Below are 26,340 nucleotides of genomic sequence, written 5' to 3'. Positions count from 1 at the left end.
CAGGGTCAGGACGGGACGTGCGCGTGCAGATAGGCGGCCGTCTCCCGGTCGGCGGGGAGGAACGTCTCGATGGCCAGCTCGGCCACCGTCACGTCCATCGGCGTGTTGAACGTCGCGATCGACGACACGAACGACAGGACCCGGCCCCCGTGTTCGAGCAGCATCGGCAGCGCGAACGCGGCGGAGCGCTCCCGCCCCGCACCGCCCGCACCGTCGGTGCGACGGTCCGCGCCGGCTGCCCGTGCGGGGACCGGATAGGCGGCCACCTCGTCGTACAGCGCACGCAGCTCCGGCGAGCGTACGAGGGCGATCTGGCGGCCCATCTGCGCCAGCAGGTCCGCCCGCCACTCCGGGAGGTTCACGATGCGCGGGGCGAGCCCCTCCGGGTGGAGGGTGAGCCGCATGGCGTTCACCGGCGGGACCAGCAGCTTCTCCGGCACCCCCTCCAGCAGCAGGGCGATCCCCCGATTGGCCGCCACCACCCCGTAGGTGCCGTCCACCACGAGCGCCGGATACGGCTCGTACGCCGCGAGCAGCCGGTCGAGGCTCTCGCGGAGGGAGGCCATCGCGGGGTCGTCGAGCGGCGTCTGCGCGTAGCGGGGCGCGTAGCCGGCGACCACCAGAAGGGCGTTGCGTTCACGGACCGGGACGCCCAGCTCCTCGGCCAGCCGCAGGACCATGTCCTCGCTGGGCCGGGAGCGGCCCGTCTCGATGAACGAGATGTGGCGGGCCGAGGAGTCGGCGCGAAGGGCCAGCTCTAGCTGGCTGATGCGCCGCTGTTCCCGCCAGTCCCGCAGCAGCGGCCCTACTCCCGTGTCGGGCAAGACAGTCGTCATGCCAAGACCGTAACGTCACCGGCGGGCCGGGGCCGGTACGGGCCGCCCCGGCCCGCTGTGACGCATGCGCCGATCCACCGAAACCCACGGGAGCCGTTCCATGAGCGCAGAGCCGCTTTCGCCGACCGAGATCGACCGCCGGCTGGAGAGCCTGCCCGGCTGGGCGCTGGAAGGTGACCGGCTCACCCGGACCTTCCGGCTGCCCTCGCACGTCGCCGCCGCCGCGCTGACGGTCCACATCGCGCGGATCCAGGACGAGCTGAACCATCACTCGGACCTGACGCTCGGATACAACACGGTGGCCCTCTCCGTCCACACGCACGACGCGGGAGGCGCGGTCACCGAGAAGGACCTCGCGCTCGCCGCCCGGGTGGCGTCCGCCGCCGTGGCCCACGGAGCCGAGTAGCCCGGCGGGCCCGGGACTCAGGCCACCGTGCCGAACCTCGGGTGCGCGCCGAGCCACTGCGCGTAGCTCGGGCTGCGCGACACCGCCTCGGCGTAGGCCGCGCGGGTCGCTCCGGCCACCGTCCCCGCCGCGGCGTCCGCGGCGGGGGAGTGCGGGTGCCAGCCCACCAGATGACGCCAGCTGAGCGGCGCGCCGGCCAGCGGTCTGGTCACCAGGCCGGGCGCCGGCGGGAACGTCGCCCGGCACAGCCCTATCGCCCGCCCCACCTGCACCAGATGGACGACGGACGAGGTGTCCGTCTCGTACACCGACACCGGGGTGAAGCCCGACCGCGCGCAGGCCGAGGTGAAGCAGTCGGAGAAGCAGCCGTCGCCGGGCACATCCGCCCAGCACTCGTCCGCGAGGGCCGCCAGCTCCAGCTCCGTCTCACCGGCCAGGGCGTGATCCTCCGGCAGCATCACGAAGACCGGGTCCACCCCGACGACCTCCCAGACCAGCCGGTCCGCCAGCGGCGGCGGGCTCTCGCCGCACGTTCCGATCAGCGCGAAGTCCAGCCGGCCGTCGATCACCAGCGAGGCGATCTCGGCGACCGACCACGAGGTGTACGTCGACACCGGCACCGACGGGTGCGCGGCGGCCATCCGGTCCACCAGGCCGCCGAGCAGCGGACCGTGCGTGCCGCCCAGCCGGAACCGGTCCAGCGACCCCGTGGCATTGGCGAACCGCACCGCCTCCGCCTGGAGTTCACTGACCGCGGGCAGCACCACCCGGGCCCGTCCCAACACCAGTTCGCCGAGCGGGGTGGCCCGCGCCCCGGTGTGGTCGCGGTCGAACAGGGAGCCGCCCAGGGCCTTCTCGATCCGCCGCAGCTGAGCGCTGAGGGCAGGCTGGGCAAGCCCCAGCGTGGCGGCGGCCTTGGTGAGGCTGCCCGTGTCGGCAATGGCACGGACCGTTCGCAGATGGCGCAACTCAAGCTCCATAAGGGCAAGTTATGGGCCCAGGCGCACCCCGGCAATATGTGCGCTCCGCCTACCGTTCGGTCGGTGTATACGGGGTGTACTCCGTCGGCCCGGGCGGCGGGACGCGGCGTTCCGGTTCAGCCGTACCAGGCGCCGTCCCGGGCGGTGTACGAACCCGAGCGCTGGTCCCCGGTCAGCGCGGCCGGCTCGATTTGCCGGACCGGCAAAGAAGATTGCCGGGCGACCGTCCTTCGGAGAGGCTGATCCCATGAGCAGCCACGCCGGTCACGGCCACCACGACGCGCACGCACCCGCCACGCCCGTAGACGCCCACGCCCCTGCCCACGCCCATTCCCCTGCCCATGTGCACGGATCGGGCGGCGATCCGGCGACGGACATCGACTGGGACGTCCTCGGACCCCTGCTGGAGCAGGAGGCCGAACTCAACGGCGCGCAGTACGAGGAGGCGGCCCGCTGGATTGCCGCCCTGCCCACCGCGCCGAACGTCCGCCGGGTCCTGGACATCGGCAGCGGCCCCGGCGTCGTCTCCTGCCTGCTGGCCGAGGTCTTCCCGGAGGCCGAAGTGGTGGCGGTGGACGCCACACCCGCCCTCCTGGAACGCGCGAAGAACCGCGCGCGACGCCTCGGCGTGATCGACCGCTTCCTGACCCTGGAGGCCGAACTCCCCGCGGACTTCGACCGGCTGGGCGAGGCCGATCTGATCTGGGCGGGCAACTCCCTGCACCACCTGGGCGACCAGCGCGCTGCTCTGGCCGGTTTCGCCGGGCTCCTGCGGCCCGGTGGCACGGTCGCGCTCGTCGAGGGTGGGCTGCCCACCCGACGGCTGCCCCGCGACATCGGCATCGGACAGCCCGGCCTGGAGGCTCGTATGGGCGCGGCCGCCGCCACCCGCTTCCAGCACATGCGGTCCGAACTCCCGGGCGCGAAGCGGGAGACCGAGGACTGGAGTGCGCTCTTCACCGCGGTCGGCCTCGTCCCGCAGGGCGCCCGGAGCTTCCTCCTCGACCTGCCCGCCCCGCTCTCGGGACCCGCCCGCGACCATGTCGTCGCGAGCATCACCCGCGAGCGGGAGGTGCTGGGCGAGCTGCTGTCGGCCGAGGACAGCGCGGTGCTGGACCGGCTCCTGGACCCCGAGGACCCCGAAGGCCTTCACCACCGCCCCGATGTCCACCTGCTCACCGCCCGCACGGTCCACCTGGGCCGCCGCGACTGAACCGGCGACGCCGTCCCGGGCTACCCCGCTGCCCTGGACACCGGCTCCAACCGCCACCACCCGGGCTACCCCCGCTGCCCTACGACACCGGCTCCAACCGCCACCACTGGAAGGGGGAGTCGGTGTCCTCCCACTGATGAATCGCGCCGCCGTCCACGGTGGAACGGTCCGCGACCTCCATGACGAGCCCGCTGATGAAACTCACCAGCGTCACCGTCCCGGGCGCCTCCGCGTGCTGCTCGATCAGCCACTCCTGGGCACCGAAGTTGTTGGCCTTCCACTGCTGGATGCGGGTGCCGTTCGACGTATCGGCATTGGCCACGTCCAGCCGCTTCCCACTGTGCTCGTTGACCAGGTGGAAGAGGGCCGCGCCCTCGTGCACCGGGGCCAGCCGCCACACCTGCGCGGCCGTCCCGTCGTCCTCGCCCTGCTGGACCCGGGCCCCACTGCCCTTGGCCGCGCCGTACACCTCCAGCACCAGCTTGCTGCCGACGTTGCGCAGGCGGTACGGACCCGCCTCGACGACGGGCGCGAGTTCGCCGCTCATGTTTCCCTGTCTCCCCGGTTCGACCTGTGTACTGCCGTGCTGCCGCCGGCGCACCGGCTGACGACGGCGCCCCCACCGTGATCCCGGTGGGGGCGCCGTCGGCCGGACGCTCAGGCGCCGACGTTGAACTCCGCCGGGTCCGAGCCGAGCCGCTTGCCCTCGTCCAGGGCGGCGAAGGCGGCGAGGTCGTCGGCGTCCAGCTCGAAGCCGAACACGTCGAGGTTCTCCTTGATCCGCGAGGGGGTCACGGACTTCGGGATCGCGATGTTGCCGGTCTGCAGATGCCAGCGCAGCACCGCCTGGGCGGGCGTACGGCCGTGCTTCTGGGCGATGGCGACGACCGTCGGCACCTCCAGCAGGCCCTTGCCCTGGCCCAGCGGCGACCACGCCTCGGTGGCGATGCCGTGCTCGGCGTGGAAGGCGCGGAGCTCGCCCTGCTGGAGCTGCGGGTGCAGCTCGACCTGGTTGACGGCCGGCACCACGGAGGTCTCGGCGAGCAGCCGCTCCAGGTGCTCGGGATGCAAGTTCGACACGCCGATGGCCTTCGCGCGGCCGTCGGCAAGGATCTTCTCCAGCACGTTGTACGTCTCGGTGTACGCGTCCTTCGCCGGGACCGGCCAGTGGATCAGGTACAGGTCGACGTAGTCCAGGCCGAGCTTGTCCAGCGAGGCGTCGAAGGCGCGCAGGGCGCGGTCGTGGCCCTGCTCGCTGTTCCACAGCTTCGTGGTGACGAAGAGCTCGTCACGGGCGACGCCGGAGGCGGCGATGGCCTTGCCGGTGCCGGTCTCGTTCTCGTAGATCGCGGCGGTGTCGATGCTCCGGTACCCGGTCTCGATGGCCGTGGCGACCGCCTTCTCCGCCTCGCCGTCCGGCACCTGCCAGACACCGAAACCGAGCTGCGGCATGTCGAGGCCGTTGTTGAGGGTGATGGAGGGGACCTGGCTCACGAGCGATCGATCCTAACGTCGTCGGTTGATAACTCCCCACGACAACGACCGGGCAGGTCCCAGCATTCCCGCCCCCTTCCGGCAGCCTCGAACGCGCCGCCCCGCCGCCGCGCCGCCGCCGGGTCAGTGGTACAGCGCGTCGACCTCGACCGCGTACGCCGTCTCGATCGCCTTGCGCTTCAGCTTCAGCGAGGGCGTCAGCAGCCCCGTCTCCTCGGTGAACGGATGGGCCAGGATCCGGAACGTACGGATCGACTCGGCCTGGGACACCGCCGTATTGGCGGCCACCACCGCCCGGCGGACCTCCATCTCCAGATCCGGGTCCCGCACCAGGTCGGCCGGGCCGAGCGGGGTGCGACCCCGCATCGACAGCCAGTGGTCCACGGACTCCTGGTCGACGGTGACGAGCGCCGCGATGTACGGGCGGTCGTTGCCGACGACGATGCACTGCGCCACCAGCGGATGCGCCCGTACGCGTTCCTCCAGACCGGCCGGGGAGACGCTCTTGCCGCCGGACGTCACCAGGATCTCCTTCTTCCGCCCGGTGATCGTCAGATAGCCGTCCTCGTCCAGCGCACCGAGATCCCCGGTGGCGAGCCAGCCGTCCCGCAGCACTGTCCGGGTGGCCCCGGGGTTGCCCAGATAGCCGGAGAACACGTTCGGCCCGTGCAACCACACCTCGCCGTCGTCCGCGATGTGCACCGATGTTCCGGGGATGGGCTGACCGACCGTGCCGTACCGGGTGCGCTCGGGAGGGTTCGCCGTCGCCGCGGCGGTCGACTCGGTCAGCCCGTACCCCTCGAAGACGCTCACCCCGGCGCCCGCGAAGAACAGCCCGAGCCGGCGGTCCATGCCCGAGCCGCCCGACATCGCGTGCCGCACCCGGCCGCCCATCGCGTCGCGGACCTTCTTGTAGACGACCTTGTCGAAGAACTGGTGCTGCATCCGCAGCCCGGCCGAGGGGCCGGGACCGTCCCCGAACGCCTTCCGCTCCATGGCCTCGGCGTACTTCACCGCGATGTCGACGGCCTTGTCGAACGGCCCGGCCCGGCCCTCCGCCTCGGCCTTGCGCCGGGCCCCGTTGTACACCTTCTCGAAGATGTACGGCACCGCCAGGATGAACGTCGGCCGGAACGTCACCAGGTCCGGCATCAGCGCGTTCGCGGACAGCTCCGGCTGGTGGCCGAGCTTGACCCGGCCGCGGACCGCGGCGATCTCGACCATCCGCCCGAAGACATGGGCCAGCGGCAGGAAGAGGAGGGTGGCCGCCTCGTCGCCGGGCTGGGAGTGGAACACCGGCTCCCAGCGCGTAACCATCGTGTCGCTCTCGAACATGAAGCTCGCGTGGGTGATCACGCACCCCTTGGGGCGGCCCGTCGTCCCCGAGGTGTAGATGACGGTCGCCACGGAGTCGGGCGTCACCGCGCGCCGGTGCCGCTGCACCACCTCGTCGTCGATGTCCGCGCCCGCCCCGAACAGCTCGTCCACCGCTCCGGCGTCCAGCTGCCACAGCCGCTTCAGATGCGGCAGCCGGTCGATCACCGAGCCGACGGTCATCGCGTGGTCCTCGTGCTCGACCATCACCGCCACCACCTCGGCGTCGTGCAGCATCCACAGGACCTGCTCGGCGGAGGAGGTCGGGTAGACCGGCACCGACTGGGCCCCGACGGTCCAGAGCGCGAAATCGAAGAGCGTCCACTCGTAGCGCGTACGGGACATCAGCGCGACCCGGTCACCGAACCGCACCCCGTGCGCGATCAGCCCTCTGGCCAGGGCCAGCACCTGATCGCGGAAGTCCGCAGAGGTGACATCACGCCACTGGCCCCCGGCGTCCTTGCGGCCGAGCGCGACGCGGTGCGGATCGTCCTCCGCGTAGTCGAAGACCACATCGGCCAGACCGCCGACCTGAGGTGCCGCCGGCATGGGTGGAACAGTGAAATCGCGCAATGACATGCTCCTCGTGGCGCTCCGCACAGCGCCGCGACGCTACCCCAAGCGGGGGCCCGGCGGGAGGGGCCCGGGCCCCTCGGACACCGTGCCGTCCGCCCAGGTCAACCGTCGAAATCCGGCCAGATGGGCAAGGCTCGGGCGTCCGTCCGGTCCACTTCTGACGGAGGGGTAAGCGGCTCGCGCCGGAATCTCCACCGAATCCGACCGCTGCGACCACTGTGTCCACCGGGATCACCCTGATCGCCGCGATCACCGTGTAGCCCGTAGCCCGTAGCCCGTAGCCCGTAGCCCGTAGCCCGTAGCCCGTAGCCCGTAGCCCGTAGCCCGTAGCACCGTCAGCGAGGAAGCGCCATGAGTGACGAGCCCGGTACGCCCGCCGACGACTTTCCGCATGGGGCGGGCAATCCGGCCCGGGGCGCCCTGCGGGCGGCGGGCTATACCCGCCTCGCCCAGCTCACGACCGTGACCGTGGCGGAGGTGCTTGCGCTGCACGGGGTCGGCCCGAAGGCGGTCAGAGCCCTCCGCGAGGCGCTGGCCGCCGAGGGCCTGGCCTTCGCGGGGGAGTGAGGCCCCATGCCCCGGGCCTCCCCGCACCGGGCTCCTTCCCCCTTCGCACCGCCTCAGCTCGCCGCCCCCAACGCGATCCGGTGCTCACCGGCGTACACGTTCATCGACGGGCCGCGCAGGAAGCCGACCAGCGTCAGTCCGCTCTCCGCCGCCAGGTCCACGGCCAGTGACGACGGCGCCGAAACCGCCGCGAGCACCGGGATGCCCGCCATCACCGCCTTCTGCGCCAGCTCGAACGAGGCCCGCCCCGACACCAGCAGAACGGCCCGGGACAGGGGCAGCCGGTGGTCCGTCAGCGCCCGGCCCACCAGCTTGTCGACCGCGTTGTGCCGGCCGACGTCCTCGCGGGCGTCCAGTAGCTCGCCCTCCTCCGAGAACAGCGCGGCGCCATGCAGGCCACCCGTCCGGTCGAACACCCGCTGCGCGTCCCGCAACCGGTCCGGGAGGGCGGACAGCAGCTCCGGGGTGACCCGCACCGGGGGAGCGTCGGCCACGGGGTGCCGGGTCGTGGTGCGTACCGCGTCGAGGCTGGCCTTGCCGCACAGGCCGCACGAGGAGGTGGTGTAGACGTTCCGCTCCAGCGTGATGTCGGGGACCCGGACCCCGGGCGCGAGCTTCACGTCCACCACGTTGTAGCTGTTCCCCCCGTCCGCCGTCGCCCCGGCGCAGTAGACGATCGACTGCACCTCGTCCCCCTCGGCGATCACCCCCTCGCTGACGAGGAAGCCCGCCGCCAGCGCGAAATCGTCGCCCGGCGTACGCATGGTGATGGCCAGCGGACGTCCGTTGAGGCGGATCTCCAGAGGTTCCTCCGCCACGAGGGTGTCCGCGCGGGAGGAGACGGCACCGTCCCGGATGCGGAGGGTGCGGCGGCGTTCGGTGGCCCGTCCCATGGGTGTGAACCCCGATTCTGTCCGTGTGCGATGGCTTCTGTCCGTACGAGCGGAAGCCGGAACCCGACCCCGTCATTGTCCGGCACCCGCACCGGCGTGTCGCAGTCACGGCCAAAGCACGCTGACCAGGCTGTTGTCAACGCTCCAACGTGTGGGCCGGATTCCTGTGGGATCACGTGCCTCCGTACCCGGCGGTAGCGACCAAGACTGGATGTTTCCTGCCCTACCCGACGATCGGAACCCGTATGACCGGCTCACGTGTCGTGGCGCTCGGCCACTACCAGCCCGCCAAGGTGCTCACCAACGACGATCTGGCGGCCATGGTCGACACGAGCGACGAGTGGATCACCAGCCGGGTCGGTATCAAGACCCGCCATGTGGGTGGCCCGGACGAGCCGGTGGACGAGATGGCCGCGCACGCGGGGGCCAAGGCGCTGGCCACGGCCGGGCTGGTGCCCTCGGACATCGATCTGGTCCTCGTCGCCACCTCCACCGCGATCGACCGGTCCCCGAGCATGGCGGCCCGGGTCGCGGCACGGCTGGGCATGGGCTCGCCCGCAGTGATGGACATCAACGTGGTGTGCTCCGGCTTCACGCACGCGCTGGCCACCGCCGACCACGCGATCCGGGCCGGTGCGGCGACCCGGGCGCTGGTCATCGGCGCCGACAAGATGGCCGACATCGCGGACTGGACCGACCGCTCCACCTGCGTCCTGCTGGGCGACGGCGCGGGCGCGGCGGTCGTCACCGCCGACCCGACGGCCCCCGACACCCCGGACGGGCCCGGCATCGGACCGGTGCTGTGGGGCTCCGTGCCGGAGATGGGCAACGCGGTCCGGATCGAGGGGACGCCGCCGCGCTTCGCGCAGGAGGGCCAGTCCGTCTACCGCTGGGCCACCACGCAGCTCCCCCCGATCGCCCGCCGGGTCTGCGAGAAGGCCGGCGTCGCACCGGAGGATCTGGGCGCCGTCGTCCTGCACCAGGCCAATCTGCGGATCATCGAGCCGGTCGCCCGCAAGATCGGCGCGGTCAACGCCGTCATCGCCCGGGATGTGGTGGACTCCGGCAACACCTCGGCCGCCTCCATCCCGATGGCCCTGTCCAAGCTGGTCGAGCGCGGCGAGGTCGCCTCCGGCGCGCGCGTCCTGCTCTTCGGCTTCGGCGGAAACCTCTCCTACGCGGGCCAGGTCATCCGCTGTCCCTGACCATCCGCTGTCCCTGGCCATCCGCTGCCCCTGACTCCTTCCCCAGCGCCTGCGTGAGCTCCGGCCGCGGACCTTTGTCCTGAGTGTGGAGAAAGTTGGAGCGGATTCCTGCGCAACTTCTTCCCACTCCGGGAAAGCACTGCTACGTTCCCCTCGAAAGCCCGACGGACTGGCCGATGTGGCGGGGAGGGACGCGTGAGACGCATGACGGCACGACCCGCGAACGCGCATCAGGCGCGGCTGCTCCGACTGCTGCGCGACGGGGGCCCCAACTCCCGTGCGCAACTGGGTGATCAGGTCGACCTGTCGCGCTCGAAGCTCGCCGTCGAGGTGGACCGGCTGCTGGAGACCGGCCTGGTGGTGGCCGACGGACTCGCCGCATCGCGCGGCGGGCGCCGCTCGCACAACATCCGGCTCGCTCCCGAACTGCGGTTCCTCGGGGTCGACATCGGCGCCACCTCGATCGATGTCGCCGTCACCAACGCGGAGCTGGAGGTCCTGGGACACCTCAACCACCCGATGGACGTGCGTGAGGGCCCCGTCGCCGTCTTCGAGCAGGTGCTGTCACTGGCCGCCAAGCTGCGGGCCTCCGGGCTCGCCGAGGGCTTCGACGGCGCGGGCATCGGAGTCCCCGGCCCCGTCCGCTTCCCCGAGGGCGTGCCGGTCGCGCCGCCGATCATGCCGGGCTGGGACGGTTTCCCGGTCCGCGAGGCGCTCAGCCAGGAGCTGGGCTGCCCCGTCATGGTCGACAACGACGTGAACCTCATGGCGATGGGGGAGCAGCACGCGGGCGTGGCCCGCTCCGTGGGCGACTTCCTCTGCGTCAAGATCGGCACGGGCATCGGCTGCGGCATCGTCGTCGGCGGTGAGGTCTACCGCGGTACGACCGGCAGCGCCGGGGACATCGGGCACATCCAGGTGGACCCGGGCGGCCGGGCCTGCGCCTGCGGCAACAAGGGCTGCCTGGAAGCCCACTTCAGCGGCGCCGCCCTCGCCCGGGACGCCGAGGGCGCGGCCCGGGAGGGCCGCTCGCCCGAGCTCGCCGCCCGGCTGGAGGCGGCGGGCCGCCTCACCGCCGCCGACGTGGCGGCGGCGGCCGCCGCCGGGGACACCGCCGCGCTCGACCTGATCCGCGAGGGCGGCAATCGACTCGGCCAGGTGATCGCGAGCCTGGTCAGCTTCTTCAATCCCGGTCTGGTGGTGATCGGCGGCGGGGTCACCGGCCTCGGTCACAACCTCCTCGCCAGTGTCCGCACCCAGGTCTACAAGCAGTCCCTGCCCCTGGCCACCGGCAACCTCCCCATCGTGCTGGGTGAGTTGGGGCCCACCGCCGGAGTGATCGGCGCGGCCCGGCTCATCAGCGACCACCTCTTCTCTCCGGCCTGACCACAGGGCCGTACGCACCACCGCATCGGTCAGGTACCGGCATCAGTCAGGTACTAGTCAGGTACTAGTCAAGTACTCGCTCCTCAGGTACTCGCTCCTCACGTACTACTCAGCAGCCGCTCGCGGTGCCGCCGGCTCCACGGCACCTCCAGCCCTGCGCCCTGTCCGCTCACCGGCCCTCCCCGGCCCCTCGGCACCGCCCGAGCAGGGGAGACCCCATTCGCCGAGGGGATTCGTCATGGCACCAGAACCACCCCTGCTCACCATGTCCGGCATCACCAAGCTCTTCCCGGGCGTTCGCGCCCTGGACGGCGTCGACCTGGAGGTCCAGGCCGGCGAGGTCCACTGCCTCCTCGGCCAGAACGGTGCGGGCAAGTCCACCCTCATCAAGGTGCTCGCCGGAGCCCATCAGCCCAATGACGGCGAGATCACCTGGCGCGGCGAAACCGTGCAGCTCAAGTCGCCGATCGCGGCCATGCGCCTGGGTATCGCGACCATCTACCAGGAACTCGACCTGGTCGAGGGCCTGTCGGTCGCCGAGAACGTCTTCCTCGGCCACGAGCCGACCAGCGCCGGCTTCATCGTCCGTACGGGGGAGGGGCGTTCCGCCGCGAAAGCGCTCCTGGCGCGTCTCGGACACCCGGAGATCGACCCCGCCCGACACGTCGGGGACCTCTCCGCCGCCCAGCAGCAGATCGTCTCCATGGCCAGGGCGCTCTCCCACGACGTCCGGCTCATCGTGATGGACGAGCCCTCCGCGGCCCTCGACCCCGACGAGGTCGACAACCTCTTCCGGATCGTCGACGGCCTCACCGCCGACGGAGTGGCCGTCGTCTACATCTCGCACCGGCTGGAGGAGATCCGCCGCATCGGCGACCGGGTCACCGTCATCAAGGACGGCAGGACCGTCGCCGTCGGGCTGCCCGCCGCCGACACACCCACCCGCGACATCGTTGCCATGATGACCGGCCGGGACGTCGCCTATGTCTTCCCGCCGCGCCCGGAGGAACCTGCCGCCGCCACCGCCGAACCCGTACTCCGGGTTCAAGGCCTCTCCCGCAAGGGCGAGTTCGCCCCCGTCGACCTGGAGCTGCGGCCCGGCGAGATCGTCGGCCTCGCCGGCCTCGTCGGCTCGGGACGCTCGGAGATCCTGGAGACCATCTACGGAGCCCGGAAGGCGTCCACCGGGACCGTCACCGTCGCCGGAAAGCAGCTCCGCCCCGGCAGCGTCCGCGCCGCCGTCGCCGCCGGCATCGGCCTCGCGCCCGAGGAACGCAAGGCGCAGGCCCTGCTGATGACCGAGTCGGTCACCCGTAACGTCTCGGTCTCCTCCCTCTCCCGCTTCGCCCGGATCGGCTGGATCGACCGGGGCGGGGAGCGGAAGGCCGCGCAGGGCGCCACCCGCGAACTGCAGATGCGGCCCGACAATCCGGACGCCGCCGTCCGCACCCTCTCCGGCGGCAACCAGCAGAAAGCCGTCCTCGCCCGCTGGCTGCTGCGCGGCTGCCGGGTCCTGCTGCTGGACGAACCCACCCGTGGCGTCGACGTCGGCGCGCGCGCCGAGCTCTACGCCGTGATCCGCCGGCTGGCCGACGAAGGCCTCGCCGTACTGCTCGTCTCCAGCGAAGTGCCCGAAGTCCTGGGCCTCGCCGACCGGGTGCTGGTGCTCCGTGAGGGCCAAGTGGTCCACACGGCCCCCGCCCAGGAGCTCGACGAGCACCGCGTACTCGACCTCGTGATGGAAGGGAGCCCGACGCCATGACACAGCCCGCCCCGTCGGCGCAGCACAACGGGCCGGACAAGGGGGCCCCCACCGGCCCCACCGGCCCCGCCGACGCGTCGCCCCGGAAGCCGGGCGGTGGCAGGCCGGCCCTCGGTCTGCGGCTCGACGTCCGGATCCTGTCCCTGCTCGGCGTCCTGGCCGCCCTGATTCTGGTCGGCGGCATCACCGAACCGGACGCGTTCCTGGACACCGGGAACCTCCAGCTGATCCTGACCCAGGCATCCGTCATCGGCGTCGTCACCGTCGGCATGACCTTCGTCATCATCAGCGGGGGCATCGACCTCTCCGTCGGCGCCATGCTCGCGCTCGCCTCGGTGTGGGCGACGACCCTGGCCACCCAGGAGTACGGCTTCGCCGGCATCGCGTTCACCGCAATCGTCGTCGGCCTCGCCGCCGGACTCGTGAACGGCGTCCTCATCGCGTACGGGGGGATGGTCCCGTTCATCGCGACGCTGGCCATGCTCGCCTCGGCGCGAGGGCTCGCCCTCCAGATCACCGACGGCAAGACCCAGATCGTCACCGTCGACTCGGTCCTGGACCTCGGCCTGCCCGACTCCTACATCCTGGGGATTCCGCCGCTGGTCATCATGTTCGCCGTGGTCACCGTCGTCGGCTGGCTGATCCTGAACCGGACCACCTTCGGCCGCCGCACCGTCGCCGTCGGCGGCAACGCGGAGGCCGCCCGGCTCGCCGGGATCGACGTCCGCCGCCAACGCCTCTACCTCTACCTGCTGTCCGGGCTGTGCTGCGGCATCGCCGCCTTCATGCTGATCGTGCTCGCCGGCTCCGGCCAGAACACCAACGGCAACCTGTACGAGCTCGACGCCATCGCCGCCGCGATCATCGGCGGGACTCTGCTCAGCGGCGGCCGGGGCACCATCGTCGGCTCCGTCCTCGGCGTCCTGATCTTCACCACGATCACCAACATCTTCGCTCTCAACAACCTCCAGAGCGACGTCCAGCAGATCGCCAAGGGCGCCATCATCGTCGCCGCCGTCCTGGTCCAGCACCGCACCACGCGCGGCAGGGAGACCTGAGGCTCCCGGCCACCCCGAACGAGCCGGCGCCGATACGCCCCCTCAGAACGAGCCGGCACCGATACGAACCCCCCGAACGACCCCCGGCACCGATACGACCCCCCGCACCCGCACCTCGTAGCACCCACCGGATGAAGGGCCAGACCGTCATGCCAGAAACCAGCCGCAGAGGGCTGCTGTTCGGAACCGCCGCCGTCTCCGCGACCGCGCTCCTCACCGCCTGTACCAGCAACGAGCCCAAGAAGACCGAGCCCGCCGGCAACAGCGCCCCCGCCGACGACAAGCCGGGCAAGGCCGTCACCATCGGCTTCGCCGGACCGCAGGCCGACCACGGCTGGCTCAACGCGATCAACGTGAACGCCAAGTCCCGCGCGGAGACGTACTCCGACGTCACCCTGGAGACCACCGAGGGCTCCAACGACACCGCCGCCCAGATCGGCCAGGTCAAGACCCTCATCAACAAGAAGGTCGACGTCCTCGTCGTCCTCCCCGCCGACGGCAAGGCCCTCACCCAGGTCGGCCTGGAGGCCATGCGGGCGGGCATCCCCGTCGTCAACCTGGACCGCATCTTCGCCTCCCCGCAGGCCTACCGCTGCTGGGTCGGCGGCGACAACTACGGCATGGGCCTCAACGCCGGCCACTACATCGGCGAGCAGCTCAAGGACAAGCCGAACGCCAAGGTCGTCGAGCTCGCCGGGATCGACAACCTGGAGCTGACCAAGCAGCGCAGCCAGGGCTTCGCCGACGCGCTGAAAAACTACTCCAACATCAAGCTGGTGGCCCGTCAGGCCGCCGACTTCACCGTCGAGTCCGGTCAGGCCAAGATGGCGCAACTCCTCCAGGCGCAGAAGCAGTTCGACGCCCTCTGGAACCACGACGACGACCAGGGCGTCGGCGCGCTCCGCGCCATCAAGCAGGCGGGCCGCGACGAGTTCATCATGGTCGGCGGCGCAGGCGCCAAGTCCGCGATGGACGCCATCAAGGCCGACGACTCGGTGATCAAGGCCACCGTCCTCTACCCGCCGACCATGGCCGCGTCCGCGATCGACCTGGCACGGGCACTGGGCCAGAGCAAGGGCGTCAGCGGTCTCTCCGAGATGGAGATCCCGACCTCCCTGACCCTGTACTCCGCGGTCGTGACGAAGGACAACATCGACCAGTACCTGCCGACGGGCTTCAACTGACCCGGACTCCGGGGGGTGCTCGGAGAGCATCCCCCGGCCCGTTACCGCACACCGATGAGGAGGAAGTCCGCATGGCCCGTAGTCAAGAGACGGAAACGCGAGCCCCAGCACCTTCGCCGCATGAGGCGCCGGGAACGCTCGGGGTCGGCATGGTCGGATACGCGTTCATGGGCGCCGCCCACTCCCAGGGCTGGCGCACCGCCGGACACGTCTTCGACCTGCCTCTGCGACCCGCTCTCGCCGCGATCTGCGGACGCGACCGTGCGGCGGTCGACGCCGCCGCGGCCCGGCACGGCTGGGCGGCCGCGGAGACCGACTGGCGGGCACTGATCGCCCGGGACGATGTCCAGCTGATCGACATCTGCACCCCCGGCGACAGCCATGCGGAGATCGCCATCGCCGCCCTGGAGGCGGGCAAGCACGTCCTGTGCGAGAAGCCGCTCGCCAACACCGTCGCCGAGGCGGAGGCGATGGTCCTTGCCGCCGAGGCGGCCTCCGCCCGCGGGCAGGTGGCGATGGTGGGCTTCAACTACCGCAAGGTGCCGGCGATCTCCTTCGCCCGGCAGCTCATCGCCGAGGGCCGGCTCGGCCCCCTGCGCCATGTGCGCGCCACCTACCTCCAGGACTGGCTGGTGGATCCGGCCTCACCGCTCACCTGGCGGCTCAAGCGCGAGCACGCCGGGTCCGGCGCGCTCGGGGACCTCGGCGCCCACATCGTCGACCTCGCCCAGTATCTTTCGGGCGAACTGCTCACCGGGGTGTCCGCCGTGGCCGAGACCTTCGTACGGGAGAGGCCCCTGCTCGCCGGGGCGTCCGCCGGGCTCTCCGGCAGCGCCGACACGGTGGAGCGGGGCGAGGTGACCGTCGACGACGCGGCGATCTTCACCGGCCGCCTCGCCTCCGGCGCACTGGCCTCCTTCGAGGCGACCCGCATGGCGGCGGGACGCAAGAACGCCCTGCGTCTGGAGATCAACGGGGAGCTGGGCTCCCTTGCCTTCGACCTGGAACGGCTCAACGAGCTGTCCTTCCACGACCACACCGAACCCGCCGCCACCGCGGGCTTCCGCCGCATCCTCGTCACCGAACCCGAGCACCCCTACCTGGAAGCCTGGTGGCCCCCGGGCCACGGACTCGGCTACGAGCACACCTTCGTCCACCAGGCCCGCGACGTGGTGAAAACGATCGCCGAGGGCGTCCCTCCCGTACCGTCGTTCGCGGACGGGCTCCAGGTGCAGCGGGTGCTCGCCGCCGTGGAGGAGAGCGCCGCCAAGAACTCCGTACACACCCCAATCCCGTCCTCGGACCTCAGGAGGTAGCCCATGCCCCGCCCCTTCACCCTGTTCACCGGCCAGTGGGCCGACCTCCCGCTGGAGGAGGTCTGCAAGCACGCCCGGGACTTCGGCTACGACGGGCTCGAACTCGCCTGTTGGGGAGACCACTTCGAGGTCGACAAGGCGCTGTCCGACCCCGGATACCTGGACACCAGGCACCAACTGCTCGACAAGTACGGGCTGAAGTGCTTCGCGATCTCCAACCACCTGGTCGGCCAGGCCGTCTGCGACAACCCGATCGACGAACGCCACCAGGGCATCCTGCCCGCCCGCATCTGGGGCGACGGCGAACCCGAAGGCGTACGGCAGCGCGCCGCGGCCGAGATCGCGAACACCGCCCGGGCGGCCGCCGCCTTCGGGGTGGACACGGTCATCGGCTTCACCGGCTCCTCGATCTGGCACCTCGTCGCGATGTTCCCGCCCGTCCCGCCGCGCATGATCGAGCGGGGGTACGAGGACTTCGCCGAGCGCTGGAACCCGATCCTGGACGTCTTCGACGCCGAGGGGGTGCGCTTCGCCCACGAGGTGCACCCGAGCGAGATCGCGTACGACTACTGGACCACCAAGCGCGCCCTGGAAGCGGTGGACCACCGGCCCGCGTTCGGGCTGAACTTCGACCCGAGCCACTTCGTCTGGCAGGACCTCGACCCGGTCGGCTTCCTCTACGACTTCCGCGACCGGATCTACCACGTGGACTGCAAGGAGGCCCGCAAGCGCCTCGACGGCCGCAACGGCCGCCTCGGCTCGCACCTGCCGTGGGGCGATCCCCGGCGCGGCTGGGACTTCGTCTCCGCCGGCCACGGTGACGTGCCCTGGGAGGACGTCTTCCGGATGCTCCGGTCCATCGGCTACGAGGGCCCGGTCTCCGTCGAGTGGGAGGACGCCGGCATGGACCGGCTGACCGGAGCCCCGGAAGCGCTTGCCAGCCTCAAGCGGTTCGACTTCGACCCGCCGTCGGCCTCCTTCGACGCGGCCTTCGGCGGCGGCGAGTAGCCCGGGCGGCCAAGCCTCGGAGGGCTGGCCCCGATCACGGCTCCCAGCCCCCGGGGCTGCCTCGCGCTGCCCGAAAACTCCTTTGTCCTGGCGGAAGCAGAAGTTCGACTTACCTCTTGCACAAGGGCTTTCCGTCGAGGACGAACAGGTCTACCGTCCATTTCGTGTACACGACATGACTCGCGTCACCGGGGTCGCTCCCGTCCCCGGTGACGCATGCGCGGCAGTCCCCGCGCGGCACGGCACGGCTACACCCGCCCGTACAACCGGCACTCTCCGGAGGACCTACGTGCACAGAACCAGAAAGCGGCTCCTGGCCCGGACCCGCGTCCGTAAATCGCTCGCGCTGTTCACCGGCGGCCTGCTCGCCGCCGCCACCCTGACCCTCGGCTCCGCCCCCGGCGCCACCGCCCACCCGGGACACCCCGGGCACGACGAGGCCGTGGCGGAGGACTTCCAGCAAGTCACCCTGGCCAAGGGGGCCGAGGAGACCGGCGAGCCCATGTCGCTCGCCGTCCTCCCGGACCGCAGCGTGCTGCACACCTCGCGCAGCGGCGAGCTGCGGATCACCGACAGCGCCGGCAACACCAAGATCTCCGGCACCCTCCCCGTGTACACGCACGACGAGGAAGGCCTCCAAGGCGTCGGCGTGGACCCCGACTTCGCCGAGAACCGCGCGATCTACCTCTTCTACGCACCGCCGATGGACACCCCCGCGGGCGACGCCCCGGAGACCGGCACCGCAGCCGACTTCGCGAAGTTCGAGGGCGTCAACCGGCTCTCCCGCTTCGTCCTCAACGAGGACGGCACCCTCGACACCGCCAGCGAGAAGAAGGTCCTGGACGTCGCCACCTCGCGCGGCACCTGCTGCCACGTCGGCGGCGACATCGACTTCGACGCCGAGGGCAACCTCTACCTCTCCACCGGCGACGACACCAACCCCTTCGCCTCCGACGGCTTCACCCCGATCGACGAACGCCCCGACCGCAACCCGGCGTTCGACGCCCGCCGCACCTCGGGCAACACCAACGACCTGCGCGGCAAGATCCTGCGCATCAAGGTCGCCGAGGACGGCTCGTACACCGTCCCGGAGGGCAACCTCTTCGAGCCCGGTACGGACAAGACGCGCCCCGAGATCTACGCGATGGGCTTCCGCAACCCCTTCCGCTTCTCCGTCGACCAGGCCACCGGCACCGTGTACGTCGGCGACTACGGCCCCGACGCGGGCGCGGCCGACCCCCAGCGCGGACCCGCCGGGAAGGTCGAGTTCGCCCGGGTGACGAAGGCCGCCAACTTCGGCTGGCCCTTCTGCGTCGGCGACAACGAGCCGTACATCGACTACGACTTCGGCACCAAGGCATCGGGCGCCGCCTTCGACTGCGCCGCCCCGAAGAACGAGTCGCCGCACAACACCGGGCTCGTCGACCTGCCGCCCGCCGAGGCCGCGTGGATCCCGTACGACGGTGGCTCCGTGCCCGAGTTCGGCACCGGCTCCGAATCCCCGATGGGCGGACCCGTCTACCGCTACGACGCGGACCTGGACTCCCCGGTGAAGTTCCCCGAGGCCTACGACGGCGACTTCTTCGCCGGTGAGTTCGGCCGCCAGTGGATCAAGCGCATCGAGCAGGACGCCGACGGCGGCGTCCAGTCCATCAACGACGTCCCGTGGTCCGGCACGCAGATCATGGACATGGCCTTCGGCCCCGACGGGGCGCTGTACGTCCTCGACTACGGCCTCGCCTGGTTCGGCGGCGACGAGAACTCCGCGCTCTACCGCATCGAGAACGCCACCGGAGGCCGCTCGCCCATCGCCGAGGCCGCGGCCAACAAGACCTCGGGCACCGCACCCCTGAAGGTGAGGTTCTCCTCGGCCGGCACCGCCGACGGCGACGACGACCCGCTCACCTACGCCTGGGACTTCGGTGACGGCGGAACGTCCACCGCCGCCAACCCGACGTACACGTACAAGAAGAACGGCACCTACACCGCCACGCTCACCGCCAAGGACCCGACCGGCCGCACCGGCTCGGCCAGCGTCCATGTCACCGTCGGCAACACCGCCCCGACCGTGGAGCTGGAACTCCCCGAGGACGGACAGCTCTTCGAGTTCGGTGACGCCGTGCCGTTCAAGGTGAACGTCAGCGACCCGGAGGACGGGACCATCGACTGCACCAAGGTCGAGGTCAAGTTCACCCTGGGCCACGACAGCCACGGCCACGACATCACCACCGAGCACGGCTGCGAGGGCACCATCAAGACCGCCATGGAAGGCGGCCACGACCCCAACGCCAACATCTACGGCGGCATCTCGGCCTCCTACACCGACAACGGCGGTGGCGGCCAGGCCAAGCTGACCGGCAAGGACACTTCCCGGCTCCAGCCCAAGCACCGCCAGGCCGAGCACTTCGACGCCTCCTCGGGCGTCACCACACCGGCCAAGTCGAGCGCGCACGGCGGCAAGACCGTCGGCGACATCCACAACGACGACTGGATCTCCTTCAAGACGTACGTCCTGGGCGGCACCACCAAGCTCACCGCCCGCGTCTCGTCGGCCGGTTCGGGCGGCTTCCTGGAAGTGCGCACCGGATCGCCCACCGGCAAGATCCTCGGCTCGGGACCCGTCCCGGTGACCGGCAGCTGGGACACCTTCCAGGACATCGACATCCCGCTGCGCGGTGCCCCCAAGAAGCAGACCGAACTCTTCCTGGTCTTCAAGGGCGGCGACGGAGCGCTCTACGACGTCGACGACTTCGAACTGTCCAACACCCCCGTCGACAAGACCGCCAAGCGCGTCCTGGTCTTCTCCAAGACCGCCGGCTTCCGCCACGACTCGATCCCCACGGGCATCGAGACCCTGAAGGAGATCGGCAAGGACACCAACATCACGGTCGACTCCACCGAGTCCGCCGCCCAGTTCACCACCAGCAACCTGGCCCGCTACGACGCCGTCGCGTTCCTCTCCACCACCGGTGACGTCCTCAACGCCGAGCAGCAGAAGGCGTTCGAGAACTACGTCGCCACCGGCGGCGGCTACGTCGGCATCCACGCGGCGGCCGACACCGAGTACGACTGGGAGTTCTACGGGGGCCTCGTCGGCGCCCACTTCGACTCCCACCCGCAGATCCAGCCCGCCACCGTCCGCGTCGAGGACCACGACCACCCCGCCACCGCCCACCTGGACGAGGAGTGGGAGCGCACCGACGAGTGGTACAACTACGGCACCAACCCCCGGGACAAGGCCAAGGTCCTCGCCACACTCGACGAGACCACCTACACCGGCGGGAACATGAAGGGCGATCACCCGATCTCCTGGTGCCAGACCTACGAGGGCGGCCGCTCCTTCTACACCGGTCTCGGCCACACCAAGGAGTCCTACGCCGAGCCGGCGTTCCGCAGCCACGTGCTGGGCGGCCTGCGATACGCCACCGGCCAGGTCAAGGCCGACTGCAAGCCGGACAAGGACTACCGGCCCATCTTCAACGGCAAGACGCTGGAAGGCTGGAAGCAGGCGGGCCCGGGGAAGTTCTCCGTCAGCGACGGCGCCCTGCACTCCGAGGGCGGCATGGGCCTGCTCACCTACCAGGCCAAGGAGCTGAAGTCGTACTCGCTGAAGCTTGACTGGAAGATGACCGGCGACGACAACTCCGGCATCTTCGTGGGCTTCCCGGAGTCCGACGACCCGTGGTCGGCGGTCAACAACGGGTATGAGATCCAGATCGACGCCACCGACGCCGCCGACCGCACCACCGGCGCCGTCTACACCTTCAAATCCGCCAACATCAAGGCCCGCGACCGCGTCCTGCGGCCGCCGGGACAGTGGAACAGCTACGAGATCAAGGTCCAGGGCGAACGTCTGCAGATCTTCCTCAACGGAGCGAAGATCAACGACTTCACCAACACCGACCCGGCCCGCAGTCTGAAGGACGGCTACATCGGCCTCCAGAACCACGGAGCCGACGACCAGGTGTCCTTCCGCAACATCCAACTGAAGGAGCTGCCCTCGAAGTAGGGCGGCCGCCTCTGCCGACGACGGGCGGGGGAAGCACACACCTTCCCCCGCCCGTCGTCCTCCACCCCCGACATCCCCCCAGGGAGGCAGCCCGTGACCGCACGCGCCGATCGTCAAGGCCGAACCGACGCCCCAGGCCGCATCGACGCCCCGAGCCCCTCGGAGGCCACCGGCCCCGACGGAGCCGCGGGCCGCACCGGCGTCTGGTTCATCGGAGCACGCGGCTCCGTGGCGACCACCGCCACCGCGGGCTGCGCCGCCATCGCCGCGGGCCTGCACCCGCCGACCGGCATGGTCACCGAGACGCCCCCCTTCGCCGACAGCGGCCTGCCCGCCCTGACCAGCCTGGTCTTCGGCGGCCACGACACCCTCGACTGCCCGCTCGCCAAGCGGGCCGAGGCCCTCGCGGAGGGCGGCGTACTGCCGCACGGACTGCCCTCCGCCGTACGCGCCGAACTCGACGCCGCCGACGCGGAGATCCGCCCCGGCGGACCGCACCCCGGTGACACCCGCACCGACCAGGAGCTCATCGCCGCGTTCGCCGCCGACCTCACCGACTTCGCCCACCGCCACGGCCTGGCCCGCACCGTCGTCGTCAACGTCGCCTCCACCGAACCCGCGCCAGGACCCGACGACACCCGGCTGCCCGCCAGCTCGCTCTACGCGGCCGCCGCCCTGCGGGCCGGCTGCTCCTACGCCAACTTCACCCCGTCCACCGGCCTGCGCACCCCCGCGCTCACCGACACCGTCGCCTCCAGCGGACTTCCCCACGCCGGACGCGACGGCAAGACCGGCCAGACGCTGCTCCGTTCCGTACTCGCCCCGATGTTCCTCCAGCGCGCCCTCGCCGTACGGGCGTGGTCCGGATCGAACCTCCTGGGCGGCGGCGACGGAGCGGCGCTGGCCGATCCGGCGGCCGCCGCGGCCAAGAACGCCGGAAAGGAACGCGTCCTCGCCGACACCTTCGGCGCCGCCCCCGAGGGCGAGGTGCACATCGACGACGTACCGGCGATGGGGGACTGGAAGACCGCCTGGGACCACATCGCCTTCGACGGCTTCCTCGGCTCCCGCATGATCCTCCAGACCATCTGGCAGGGCTGCGACTCGGCACTCGCGGCCCCGCTGGTCCTGGACCTGGCACGGCTGCTCGCCCGCGCCCACGAGAAGGGGATCAGCGGCCCCCTGCCGGAGCTCGGCTTCTACTTCAAGGACCCGGACGGCGGCACGTCGGCGGCGCTCGCCGAGCAGTACGCCACGTTGCTCACCTTCGCCGAGCGGCTGCGGGACCAGGCGTGAGGTGGCGACGGAACGCCCTCACGGCCGCTCTCGCCCCGGCCCTGTCGGTACTCCCGGCCGGGCGGGCGAACGGTGTCGCACACGGTGTGGGAACGACCGCCGTGACCGATGATCGTCTGTCCGGTGCCGGCGGGACTGCGCCCGCACCGGACAGGCCCGAACCTCCCACCGCGGGCCGGAACGGGGAACGGGGCGCGGACGCCGGCCCGGCCCGGTCCGACCGGACAGCCGACCGGGGCGCGCCCCGGGAGCGCCTGCGGGCCTGGGCGGAACTGCTGCGGGTCTCCGCCCTGTTCTCCGTGCCCGGGGACGCACTGGCGGGCGCGGCGGCGGTGGGCCGCCGGCCCGGCCGGGGCACCGTCCTGGCGATGGGTGCGTCCCTGTGCCTGTACGAGGCCGGGATGGCCCTCAACGACTGGGCCGACCGCGACGAGGACGCCGTGGATCGCCCGCACCGCCCGGTCCCCTCGGGGCGGATCAGCCCCGCGGCGGCCCTGGGCGCGGCCGGCGCGCTGACCGCGGCGGGCCTCGCCCTGGCGGCCCGGGCCGGCCGCCCCGCGCTGACCGTCGCCACGGGCCTGGCCGCCACGGTCTGGGCCTACGACCTGCACCTGAAGCACACGAAGGCGGGTCCGGCGGCCATGGCGGCGGCCCGCTCACTGGACCTGCTGCTGGGTGCGACGGCCACGGCGACGGCGACGCCCAAGGCGACGGCGCCCGTGACCGGGCCCGGCACGCCGGGCGGGGGAGGCCGGCCCGACAACGTTGCCGGAGCGGCTGCCCCGGCCCGGCCGCACGGCGGTCCGGCCGCATGCCTGCCCGCCCTGCCCGCCGCCCTGGCGCTCGGGGCCCACACCTACGGCGTCACCGCCGTATCGCGCCACGAGGCGCAGGGCGGTTCCACGGGCACCCCGCTCGCGGTGCTGGCCACGACGACGGCCATCGCGGCGGCGGTGCTGCGGGAGTCCCGGGGACAGGTCCCCGACCGGCCCGGTGCGACGAGTGCCGGCACCACCGCGAACGCCAAGGCGAACGCCGACACCCAGGCGAACGCCGACGTCAAGGCCTACGCCGTCGCCTTCGCGCGGCGTCTCGACACAGGACCGCTCGGAAAGGTCACCGACCCCGTCCGGCTCCTGGTCGTCGCGCTCACCGGCGCCTACCTCCGTACCGCCGGGCCACCCCTCCTGCACGCCGCGCTCAACCCGTCCCCGCCCCTGACCCAGCGGGCGGTCGGCGGAGGCATCCGGGCCATGATCCCGCTCCAGGCCGCGCTCGCCGCCCGCGCCGGGGCGCCCGTCACCGCTCTCGCCGTCATGGGCCTCGTCCCCCTCGCCCGCAGCCTCTCCCGGAAGGTGAGCCCCACATGACCCTCCACCTCGGATACGGCACCAACGGGCTGACCGACCTCCGCCTCGACGACGCCCTCGGCCTCCTCGCCGACCTCGGCTACGAAGGCGTCGGCCTGACCCTCGACCACATGCACCTGGACCCCATGGCCCCGGACCTCACCGAGCGCACCCGCCAGGTCCAGCGCAGGCTCACCTCCCTCGGGCTCCGGGTCACCGTGGAGACCGGCGCCCGCTACGTCCTCGACCCGCGCCGCAAGCACAGCCCCTCCCTCCTCGACCCGGACCCCGACGCCCGGGCCGCCCGCACGGCGCTGCTGGTCCGAGCCGTCGACGTGGCCACCGAACTCGGAGCGCACGCCGTCCACTGCTTCAGCGGTATCACCCCGCCCGGTACCCCGGTGGACACCGCGTGGAAACGGCTCACCGAAGCGCTCGCCCCCGTCCTCGAAGCCGCCGACCGGTCCGGCATCCCCCTCGCCATCGAGCCCGAACCCGGTCACCTCCTCGCCACCCTCGCCGACTTCCACCACCTGCGCGGGCTGCTCGGAGACCCGGGACCGCTCGGCCTCACCCTCGACATCGGCCACTGCCAGTGTCTGGAGGAAGCGACGCCCCTGGAGTGCGTCGTGGAGTCCGCCCCCTGGCTCCGGCACGTCCAGATCGAGGACATGCGGCGCGGAGTCCACGAACACCTGCCGTTCGGCGAGGGGGAGATCGACTTCCCGCCCGTGCTCGCCGCCCTGGCCGCATCGGACTACCGGGGCCTCACCGTCGTCGAACTGCCCCGCCACTCCCACGCGGGCCCCGAGCTGGCCCGCACCTCGATCGACTTCCTGCGCGACGCCCTGACACGCGGCACCGCACCCCGGGGAGGCGCCCCGTGCTGAACTCCCGCGAGGAACTCGACGCCCGACTCGGCGGAGCCGCCCGGGCCTGGCTCGACGAGGCCCTGGCCGAGGCCGCCCACGACGCGGCCACGCCCGACGCCCCCGGCCGGGAGGCGGCCGGCCCGTACACCTCCCCGCCCTGGGAGCTGCGCTACGCCGCCGCCGGCCGGCACTGCGGCCTCGAGCACGCCGACTCCGTACGCTCCCTCCTGCTCATCGAGGCACGCGCCACGCTGCCCTCCGTCACCCGGCTCTACGAACAGGGCACCGCCGCCGAACGCCGCGCCGTCCTGCTCACCCTGCACCGCCTCGACCTCGGCTCCACAGCGCTCCCGCTCGTCGAGGACGCCCTGCGCGCCAACGACACCCGGCTGGTCGCCGCGGCCGTCGGTCCCTACGCCGCCGACCACCTGGACACCCACGCCTGGCGGCACGCCGTACTGAAGTGCCTGTTCACCGAGGTGCCGGTCGCGGCCGTCGCCCGGCTCGGCGACCGGGCCCGGGGAGACGCCGAACTCGGCCGCATGCTCGGCGACTTCGCCGCCGAACGCACCGCCGCGGGCCGCACCGTCCCCGAAGACCTGCGCACGGTCCTCGACCTCACCGCCCCGGCCGACGAGGGCGCCCACCTGGCCCCGCCGACCGCGGCTCCCGCAGCCCCCGCCCCCACGGAGGAGTCCTGATGCGCATCTTCGACCCCCACATCCACATGACCTCCCGCACCACCGACGACTATCAGGCGATGTACGACGCGGGGGTCCGCGCGCTCGTCGAACCCTCCTTCTGGCTCGGCCAGCCCCGCACCTCGCCCGCCAGCTTCTTCGACTACTTCGACGCGCTCCTCGGCTGGGAGCCCTTCCGCGCCTCCCAGTACGGCATCGCGCACCACTGCACGCTCGCCCTCAACCCCAAGGAGGCGAACGACCCCCGCTGTACCCCCGTCCTGGACGCGCTGCCCCGCTACCTCGTGAAGGACGGGGTAGTCGCCGTCGGCGAGATCGGCTACGACTCCATGACCCCGGCCGAGGACCACGCCCTGGCCGCCCAGCTCCAGCTCGCCGCCGACCACGGGCTGCCCGCCCTCGTCCACACCCCGCACCGCGACAAGCTCGCCGGTCTGCACCGCACCATCGACGTCATCCGCGAATCGAACCTCCCCCCGGAGCACGTCCTGCTCGATCACCTCAATGAGACAACGGTAAAGGCCGCCACCGACAGCGGCTGCTGGGCCGGATTCTCCATCTACCCGGACACCAAGATGGACGAGGACCGGATGGTCGCCATCCTCCGGAACCACGGCACCGAGAAGATGATCGTCAACTCGGCCGCCGACTGGGGAAAGAGCGACCCCCTCAAGACCCGCAAGGTCGCCGACGCCATGCTGAAGGCCGGCTTCACCGAGGACGACGTCGACCAGGTGCTGTGGCGCAACCCGGTCGCCTTCTACGGCCAGAGCGGCCGCCTCCAGCTGGACGTCCCGGCCCCCGACCCACTGCACGAGGGCAACTCCATCCTGCGCGGCGGGGAGTGAGGCGGCC

At 71.7% G+C, this 26,340-nt stretch carries 22 protein-coding genes; 16 read left to right on the top strand and 6 right to left on the bottom strand.

Annotated features, from left to right (window positions below):
• Positions 1 to 5: 5 nt before the first annotated feature.
• Positions 6 to 836, bottom strand: a complete 831-nt coding sequence (locus tag N7925_RS04675; protein ID WP_265598227.1) for a helix-turn-helix domain-containing protein — start codon at positions 834 to 836, stop codon at positions 6 to 8.
• A gap of 100 nt (positions 837 to 936) precedes the next feature.
• Here N7925_RS04675 and N7925_RS04670 point away from each other — a divergent pair, with 100 nt between their 5' ends.
• Positions 937 to 1,242: a 4a-hydroxytetrahydrobiopterin dehydratase gene (locus tag N7925_RS04670; RefSeq protein WP_274343128.1), complete on the top strand. Its 306-nt coding sequence runs from the start codon at positions 937 to 939 to the stop codon at positions 1,240 to 1,242.
• Positions 1,243 to 1,259: 17 nt separating this feature from the next.
• Here N7925_RS04670 and N7925_RS04665 read toward each other — a convergent pair whose 3' ends face one another.
• Positions 1,260 to 2,222 (bottom strand): LysR family transcriptional regulator, encoded by a 963-nt coding sequence (locus N7925_RS04665; protein ID WP_274343127.1) that lies wholly within the window; start codon positions 2,220 to 2,222, stop codon positions 1,260 to 1,262.
• 247 nt (positions 2,223 to 2,469) lie between these two features.
• Between N7925_RS04665 and N7925_RS04660 the strand changes: the two genes are divergently transcribed.
• Positions 2,470 to 3,435 (top strand): class I SAM-dependent methyltransferase, encoded by a 966-nt coding sequence (locus N7925_RS04660; protein ID WP_274343126.1) that lies wholly within the window; start codon positions 2,470 to 2,472, stop codon positions 3,433 to 3,435.
• Positions 3,436 to 3,514: 79 nt separating this feature from the next.
• On the opposite strand, the gene N7925_RS04655 is transcribed toward N7925_RS04660, so the two are convergent.
• The 3 genes from N7925_RS04655 to N7925_RS04645 form a co-directional block, all read right to left on the bottom strand.
• The gene (locus tag N7925_RS04655; RefSeq protein ID WP_265598223.1) at positions 3,515 to 3,982 is read right to left on the bottom strand and encodes an RICIN domain-containing protein; all 468 of its coding nucleotides are present in this window, start codon (positions 3,980 to 3,982) and stop codon (positions 3,515 to 3,517) included.
• Positions 3,983 to 4,092: 110 nt separating this feature from the next.
• Positions 4,093 to 4,929 carry an aldo/keto reductase gene (locus tag N7925_RS04650; RefSeq protein ID WP_274343125.1) on the bottom strand — a complete coding sequence of 279 codons (837 nt, stop codon included), beginning with the start codon at positions 4,927 to 4,929 and terminating at the stop codon, positions 4,093 to 4,095.
• A 123-nt stretch (positions 4,930 to 5,052) separates the two neighbouring features.
• Positions 5,053 to 6,852: an AMP-dependent synthetase/ligase gene (locus N7925_RS04645; protein WP_265598221.1), complete on the bottom strand. Its 1,800-nt coding sequence runs from the start codon at positions 6,850 to 6,852 to the stop codon at positions 5,053 to 5,055.
• Between the two features lie 378 nt (positions 6,853 to 7,230).
• Between N7925_RS04645 and N7925_RS04640 the strand changes: the two genes are divergently transcribed.
• The gene (locus N7925_RS04640; RefSeq protein WP_274343124.1) at positions 7,231 to 7,446 is read left to right on the top strand and encodes a DNA-binding protein; all 216 of its coding nucleotides are present in this window, start codon (positions 7,231 to 7,233) and stop codon (positions 7,444 to 7,446) included.
• A 53-nt stretch (positions 7,447 to 7,499) separates the two neighbouring features.
• Here the strand turns inward: N7925_RS04640 and fdhD are convergent, their stop codons facing one another.
• On the bottom strand, positions 7,500 to 8,339 hold the full coding sequence (gene fdhD / locus N7925_RS04635) for a formate dehydrogenase accessory sulfurtransferase FdhD (RefSeq protein ID WP_265598218.1): 840 nt from the start codon (positions 8,337 to 8,339) through the stop codon (positions 7,500 to 7,502).
• Between the two features lie 245 nt (positions 8,340 to 8,584).
• On the opposite strand from fdhD, the gene N7925_RS04630 reads away from it, so the two are divergent.
• From N7925_RS04630 to N7925_RS04570, 13 genes are all read left to right on the top strand, one after another.
• On the top strand, positions 8,585 to 9,544 hold the full coding sequence (locus N7925_RS04630) for a beta-ketoacyl-ACP synthase III (protein ID WP_274343123.1): 960 nt from the start codon (positions 8,585 to 8,587) through the stop codon (positions 9,542 to 9,544).
• 204 nt (positions 9,545 to 9,748) lie between these two features.
• Positions 9,749 to 10,930, top strand: a complete 1,182-nt coding sequence (locus N7925_RS04625; protein ID WP_265598216.1) for an ROK family transcriptional regulator — start codon at positions 9,749 to 9,751, stop codon at positions 10,928 to 10,930.
• 238 nt (positions 10,931 to 11,168) lie between these two features.
• Positions 11,169 to 12,692, top strand: coding sequence for a sugar ABC transporter ATP-binding protein (locus tag N7925_RS04620; protein ID WP_265598215.1), 1,524 nt, complete (start codon positions 11,169 to 11,171; stop codon positions 12,690 to 12,692).
• Complete coding sequence (locus N7925_RS04615) at positions 12,689 to 13,750, top strand: ABC transporter permease (protein WP_265598214.1); 1,062 nt, start codon at positions 12,689 to 12,691, stop codon at positions 13,748 to 13,750. The genes N7925_RS04620 and N7925_RS04615 overlap by 4 nt, the downstream gene beginning before the upstream one ends.
• A gap of 149 nt (positions 13,751 to 13,899) precedes the next feature.
• Positions 13,900 to 14,934 carry a substrate-binding domain-containing protein gene (locus N7925_RS04610; RefSeq protein WP_265598213.1) on the top strand — a complete coding sequence of 345 codons (1,035 nt, stop codon included), beginning with the start codon at positions 13,900 to 13,902 and terminating at the stop codon, positions 14,932 to 14,934.
• A 71-nt stretch (positions 14,935 to 15,005) separates the two neighbouring features.
• A complete protein-coding gene (locus N7925_RS04605) occupies positions 15,006 to 16,250 on the top strand; it encodes a Gfo/Idh/MocA family protein (protein ID WP_265598212.1) in 1,245 nt (414 codons plus the stop codon).
• A 3-nt stretch (positions 16,251 to 16,253) separates the two neighbouring features.
• On the top strand, positions 16,254 to 17,258 hold the full coding sequence (locus tag N7925_RS04600; RefSeq protein WP_274343122.1) for a sugar phosphate isomerase/epimerase family protein: 1,005 nt from the start codon (positions 16,254 to 16,256) through the stop codon (positions 17,256 to 17,258).
• A 289-nt stretch (positions 17,259 to 17,547) separates the two neighbouring features.
• Complete coding sequence (locus tag N7925_RS04595; RefSeq protein ID WP_274343121.1) at positions 17,548 to 21,267, top strand: ThuA domain-containing protein; 3,720 nt, start codon at positions 17,548 to 17,550, stop codon at positions 21,265 to 21,267.
• Between the two features lie 93 nt (positions 21,268 to 21,360).
• Complete coding sequence (locus N7925_RS04590; RefSeq protein WP_265598209.1) at positions 21,361 to 22,563, top strand: inositol-3-phosphate synthase; 1,203 nt, start codon at positions 21,361 to 21,363, stop codon at positions 22,561 to 22,563.
• Positions 22,560 to 23,933, top strand: a complete 1,374-nt coding sequence (locus N7925_RS04585; RefSeq protein ID WP_274343120.1) for an SCO3242 family prenyltransferase — start codon at positions 22,560 to 22,562, stop codon at positions 23,931 to 23,933. Before N7925_RS04590 ends, N7925_RS04585 begins: the two co-directional genes overlap by 4 nt.
• A complete protein-coding gene (locus N7925_RS04580) occupies positions 23,930 to 24,802 on the top strand; it encodes a sugar phosphate isomerase/epimerase family protein (RefSeq protein WP_274343119.1) in 873 nt (290 codons plus the stop codon). Before N7925_RS04585 ends, N7925_RS04580 begins: the two co-directional genes overlap by 4 nt.
• Positions 24,796 to 25,485, top strand: a complete 690-nt coding sequence (locus N7925_RS04575; protein ID WP_274343118.1) for an EboA domain-containing protein — start codon at positions 24,796 to 24,798, stop codon at positions 25,483 to 25,485. The genes N7925_RS04580 and N7925_RS04575 overlap by 7 nt, the downstream gene beginning before the upstream one ends.
• Positions 25,485 to 26,333 (top strand): TatD family hydrolase, encoded by an 849-nt coding sequence (locus N7925_RS04570; protein ID WP_274343117.1) that lies wholly within the window; start codon positions 25,485 to 25,487, stop codon positions 26,331 to 26,333. The genes N7925_RS04575 and N7925_RS04570 overlap by 1 nt, the downstream gene beginning before the upstream one ends.
• Positions 26,334 to 26,340: the final 7 nt, after the last annotated feature.

Origin of the sequence: Streptomyces sp. CA-278952 (assembly GCF_028747205.1) — a bacterium.
Lineage (GTDB): Bacteria > Actinomycetota > Actinomycetes > Streptomycetales > Streptomycetaceae > Streptomyces.
The sequence above is the reverse complement of the archived record's forward strand: the minus strand, read 5'-3'. Positions and strand labels throughout refer to the sequence as shown.

What these genes read in the sequence shown, in the direction of transcription:
- N7925_RS04675 (WP_265598227.1), bottom strand. Translation starts at nt 836, where the DNA reads ATGACGACTGTCTTGCCCGACACGGGAGTAGGGCCGCTGCTGCGGGAC.
- N7925_RS04670 (WP_274343128.1), top strand. Translation starts at nt 937, where the DNA reads ATGAGCGCAGAGCCGCTTTCGCCGACCGAGATCGACCGCCGGCTGGAG.
- N7925_RS04665 (WP_274343127.1), bottom strand. Translation starts at nt 2,222, where the DNA reads ATGGAGCTTGAGTTGCGCCATCTGCGAACGGTCCGTGCCATTGCCGAC.
- N7925_RS04660 (WP_274343126.1), top strand. Translation starts at nt 2,470, where the DNA reads ATGAGCAGCCACGCCGGTCACGGCCACCACGACGCGCACGCACCCGCC.
- N7925_RS04655 (WP_265598223.1), bottom strand. Translation starts at nt 3,982, where the DNA reads ATGAGCGGCGAACTCGCGCCCGTCGTCGAGGCGGGTCCGTACCGCCTG.
- N7925_RS04645 (WP_265598221.1), bottom strand. Translation starts at nt 6,852, where the DNA reads ATGCCGGCGGCACCTCAGGTCGGCGGTCTGGCCGATGTGGTCTTCGAC.
- N7925_RS04640 (WP_274343124.1), top strand. Translation starts at nt 7,231, where the DNA reads ATGAGTGACGAGCCCGGTACGCCCGCCGACGACTTTCCGCATGGGGCG.
- fdhD (WP_265598218.1), bottom strand. Translation starts at nt 8,339, where the DNA reads ATGGGACGGGCCACCGAACGCCGCCGCACCCTCCGCATCCGGGACGGT.
- N7925_RS04630 (WP_274343123.1), top strand. Translation starts at nt 8,585, where the DNA reads ATGACCGGCTCACGTGTCGTGGCGCTCGGCCACTACCAGCCCGCCAAG.
- N7925_RS04625 (WP_265598216.1), top strand. Translation starts at nt 9,749, where the DNA reads ATGACGGCACGACCCGCGAACGCGCATCAGGCGCGGCTGCTCCGACTG.
- N7925_RS04620 (WP_265598215.1), top strand. Translation starts at nt 11,169, where the DNA reads ATGGCACCAGAACCACCCCTGCTCACCATGTCCGGCATCACCAAGCTC.
- N7925_RS04615 (WP_265598214.1), top strand. Translation starts at nt 12,689, where the DNA reads ATGACACAGCCCGCCCCGTCGGCGCAGCACAACGGGCCGGACAAGGGG.
- N7925_RS04610 (WP_265598213.1), top strand. Translation starts at nt 13,900, where the DNA reads ATGCCAGAAACCAGCCGCAGAGGGCTGCTGTTCGGAACCGCCGCCGTC.
- N7925_RS04605 (WP_265598212.1), top strand. Translation starts at nt 15,006, where the DNA reads ATGGCCCGTAGTCAAGAGACGGAAACGCGAGCCCCAGCACCTTCGCCG.
- N7925_RS04600 (WP_274343122.1), top strand. Translation starts at nt 16,254, where the DNA reads ATGCCCCGCCCCTTCACCCTGTTCACCGGCCAGTGGGCCGACCTCCCG.
- N7925_RS04580 (WP_274343119.1), top strand. Translation starts at nt 23,930, where the DNA reads ATGACCCTCCACCTCGGATACGGCACCAACGGGCTGACCGACCTCCGC.
- N7925_RS04570 (WP_274343117.1), top strand. Translation starts at nt 25,485, where the DNA reads ATGCGCATCTTCGACCCCCACATCCACATGACCTCCCGCACCACCGAC.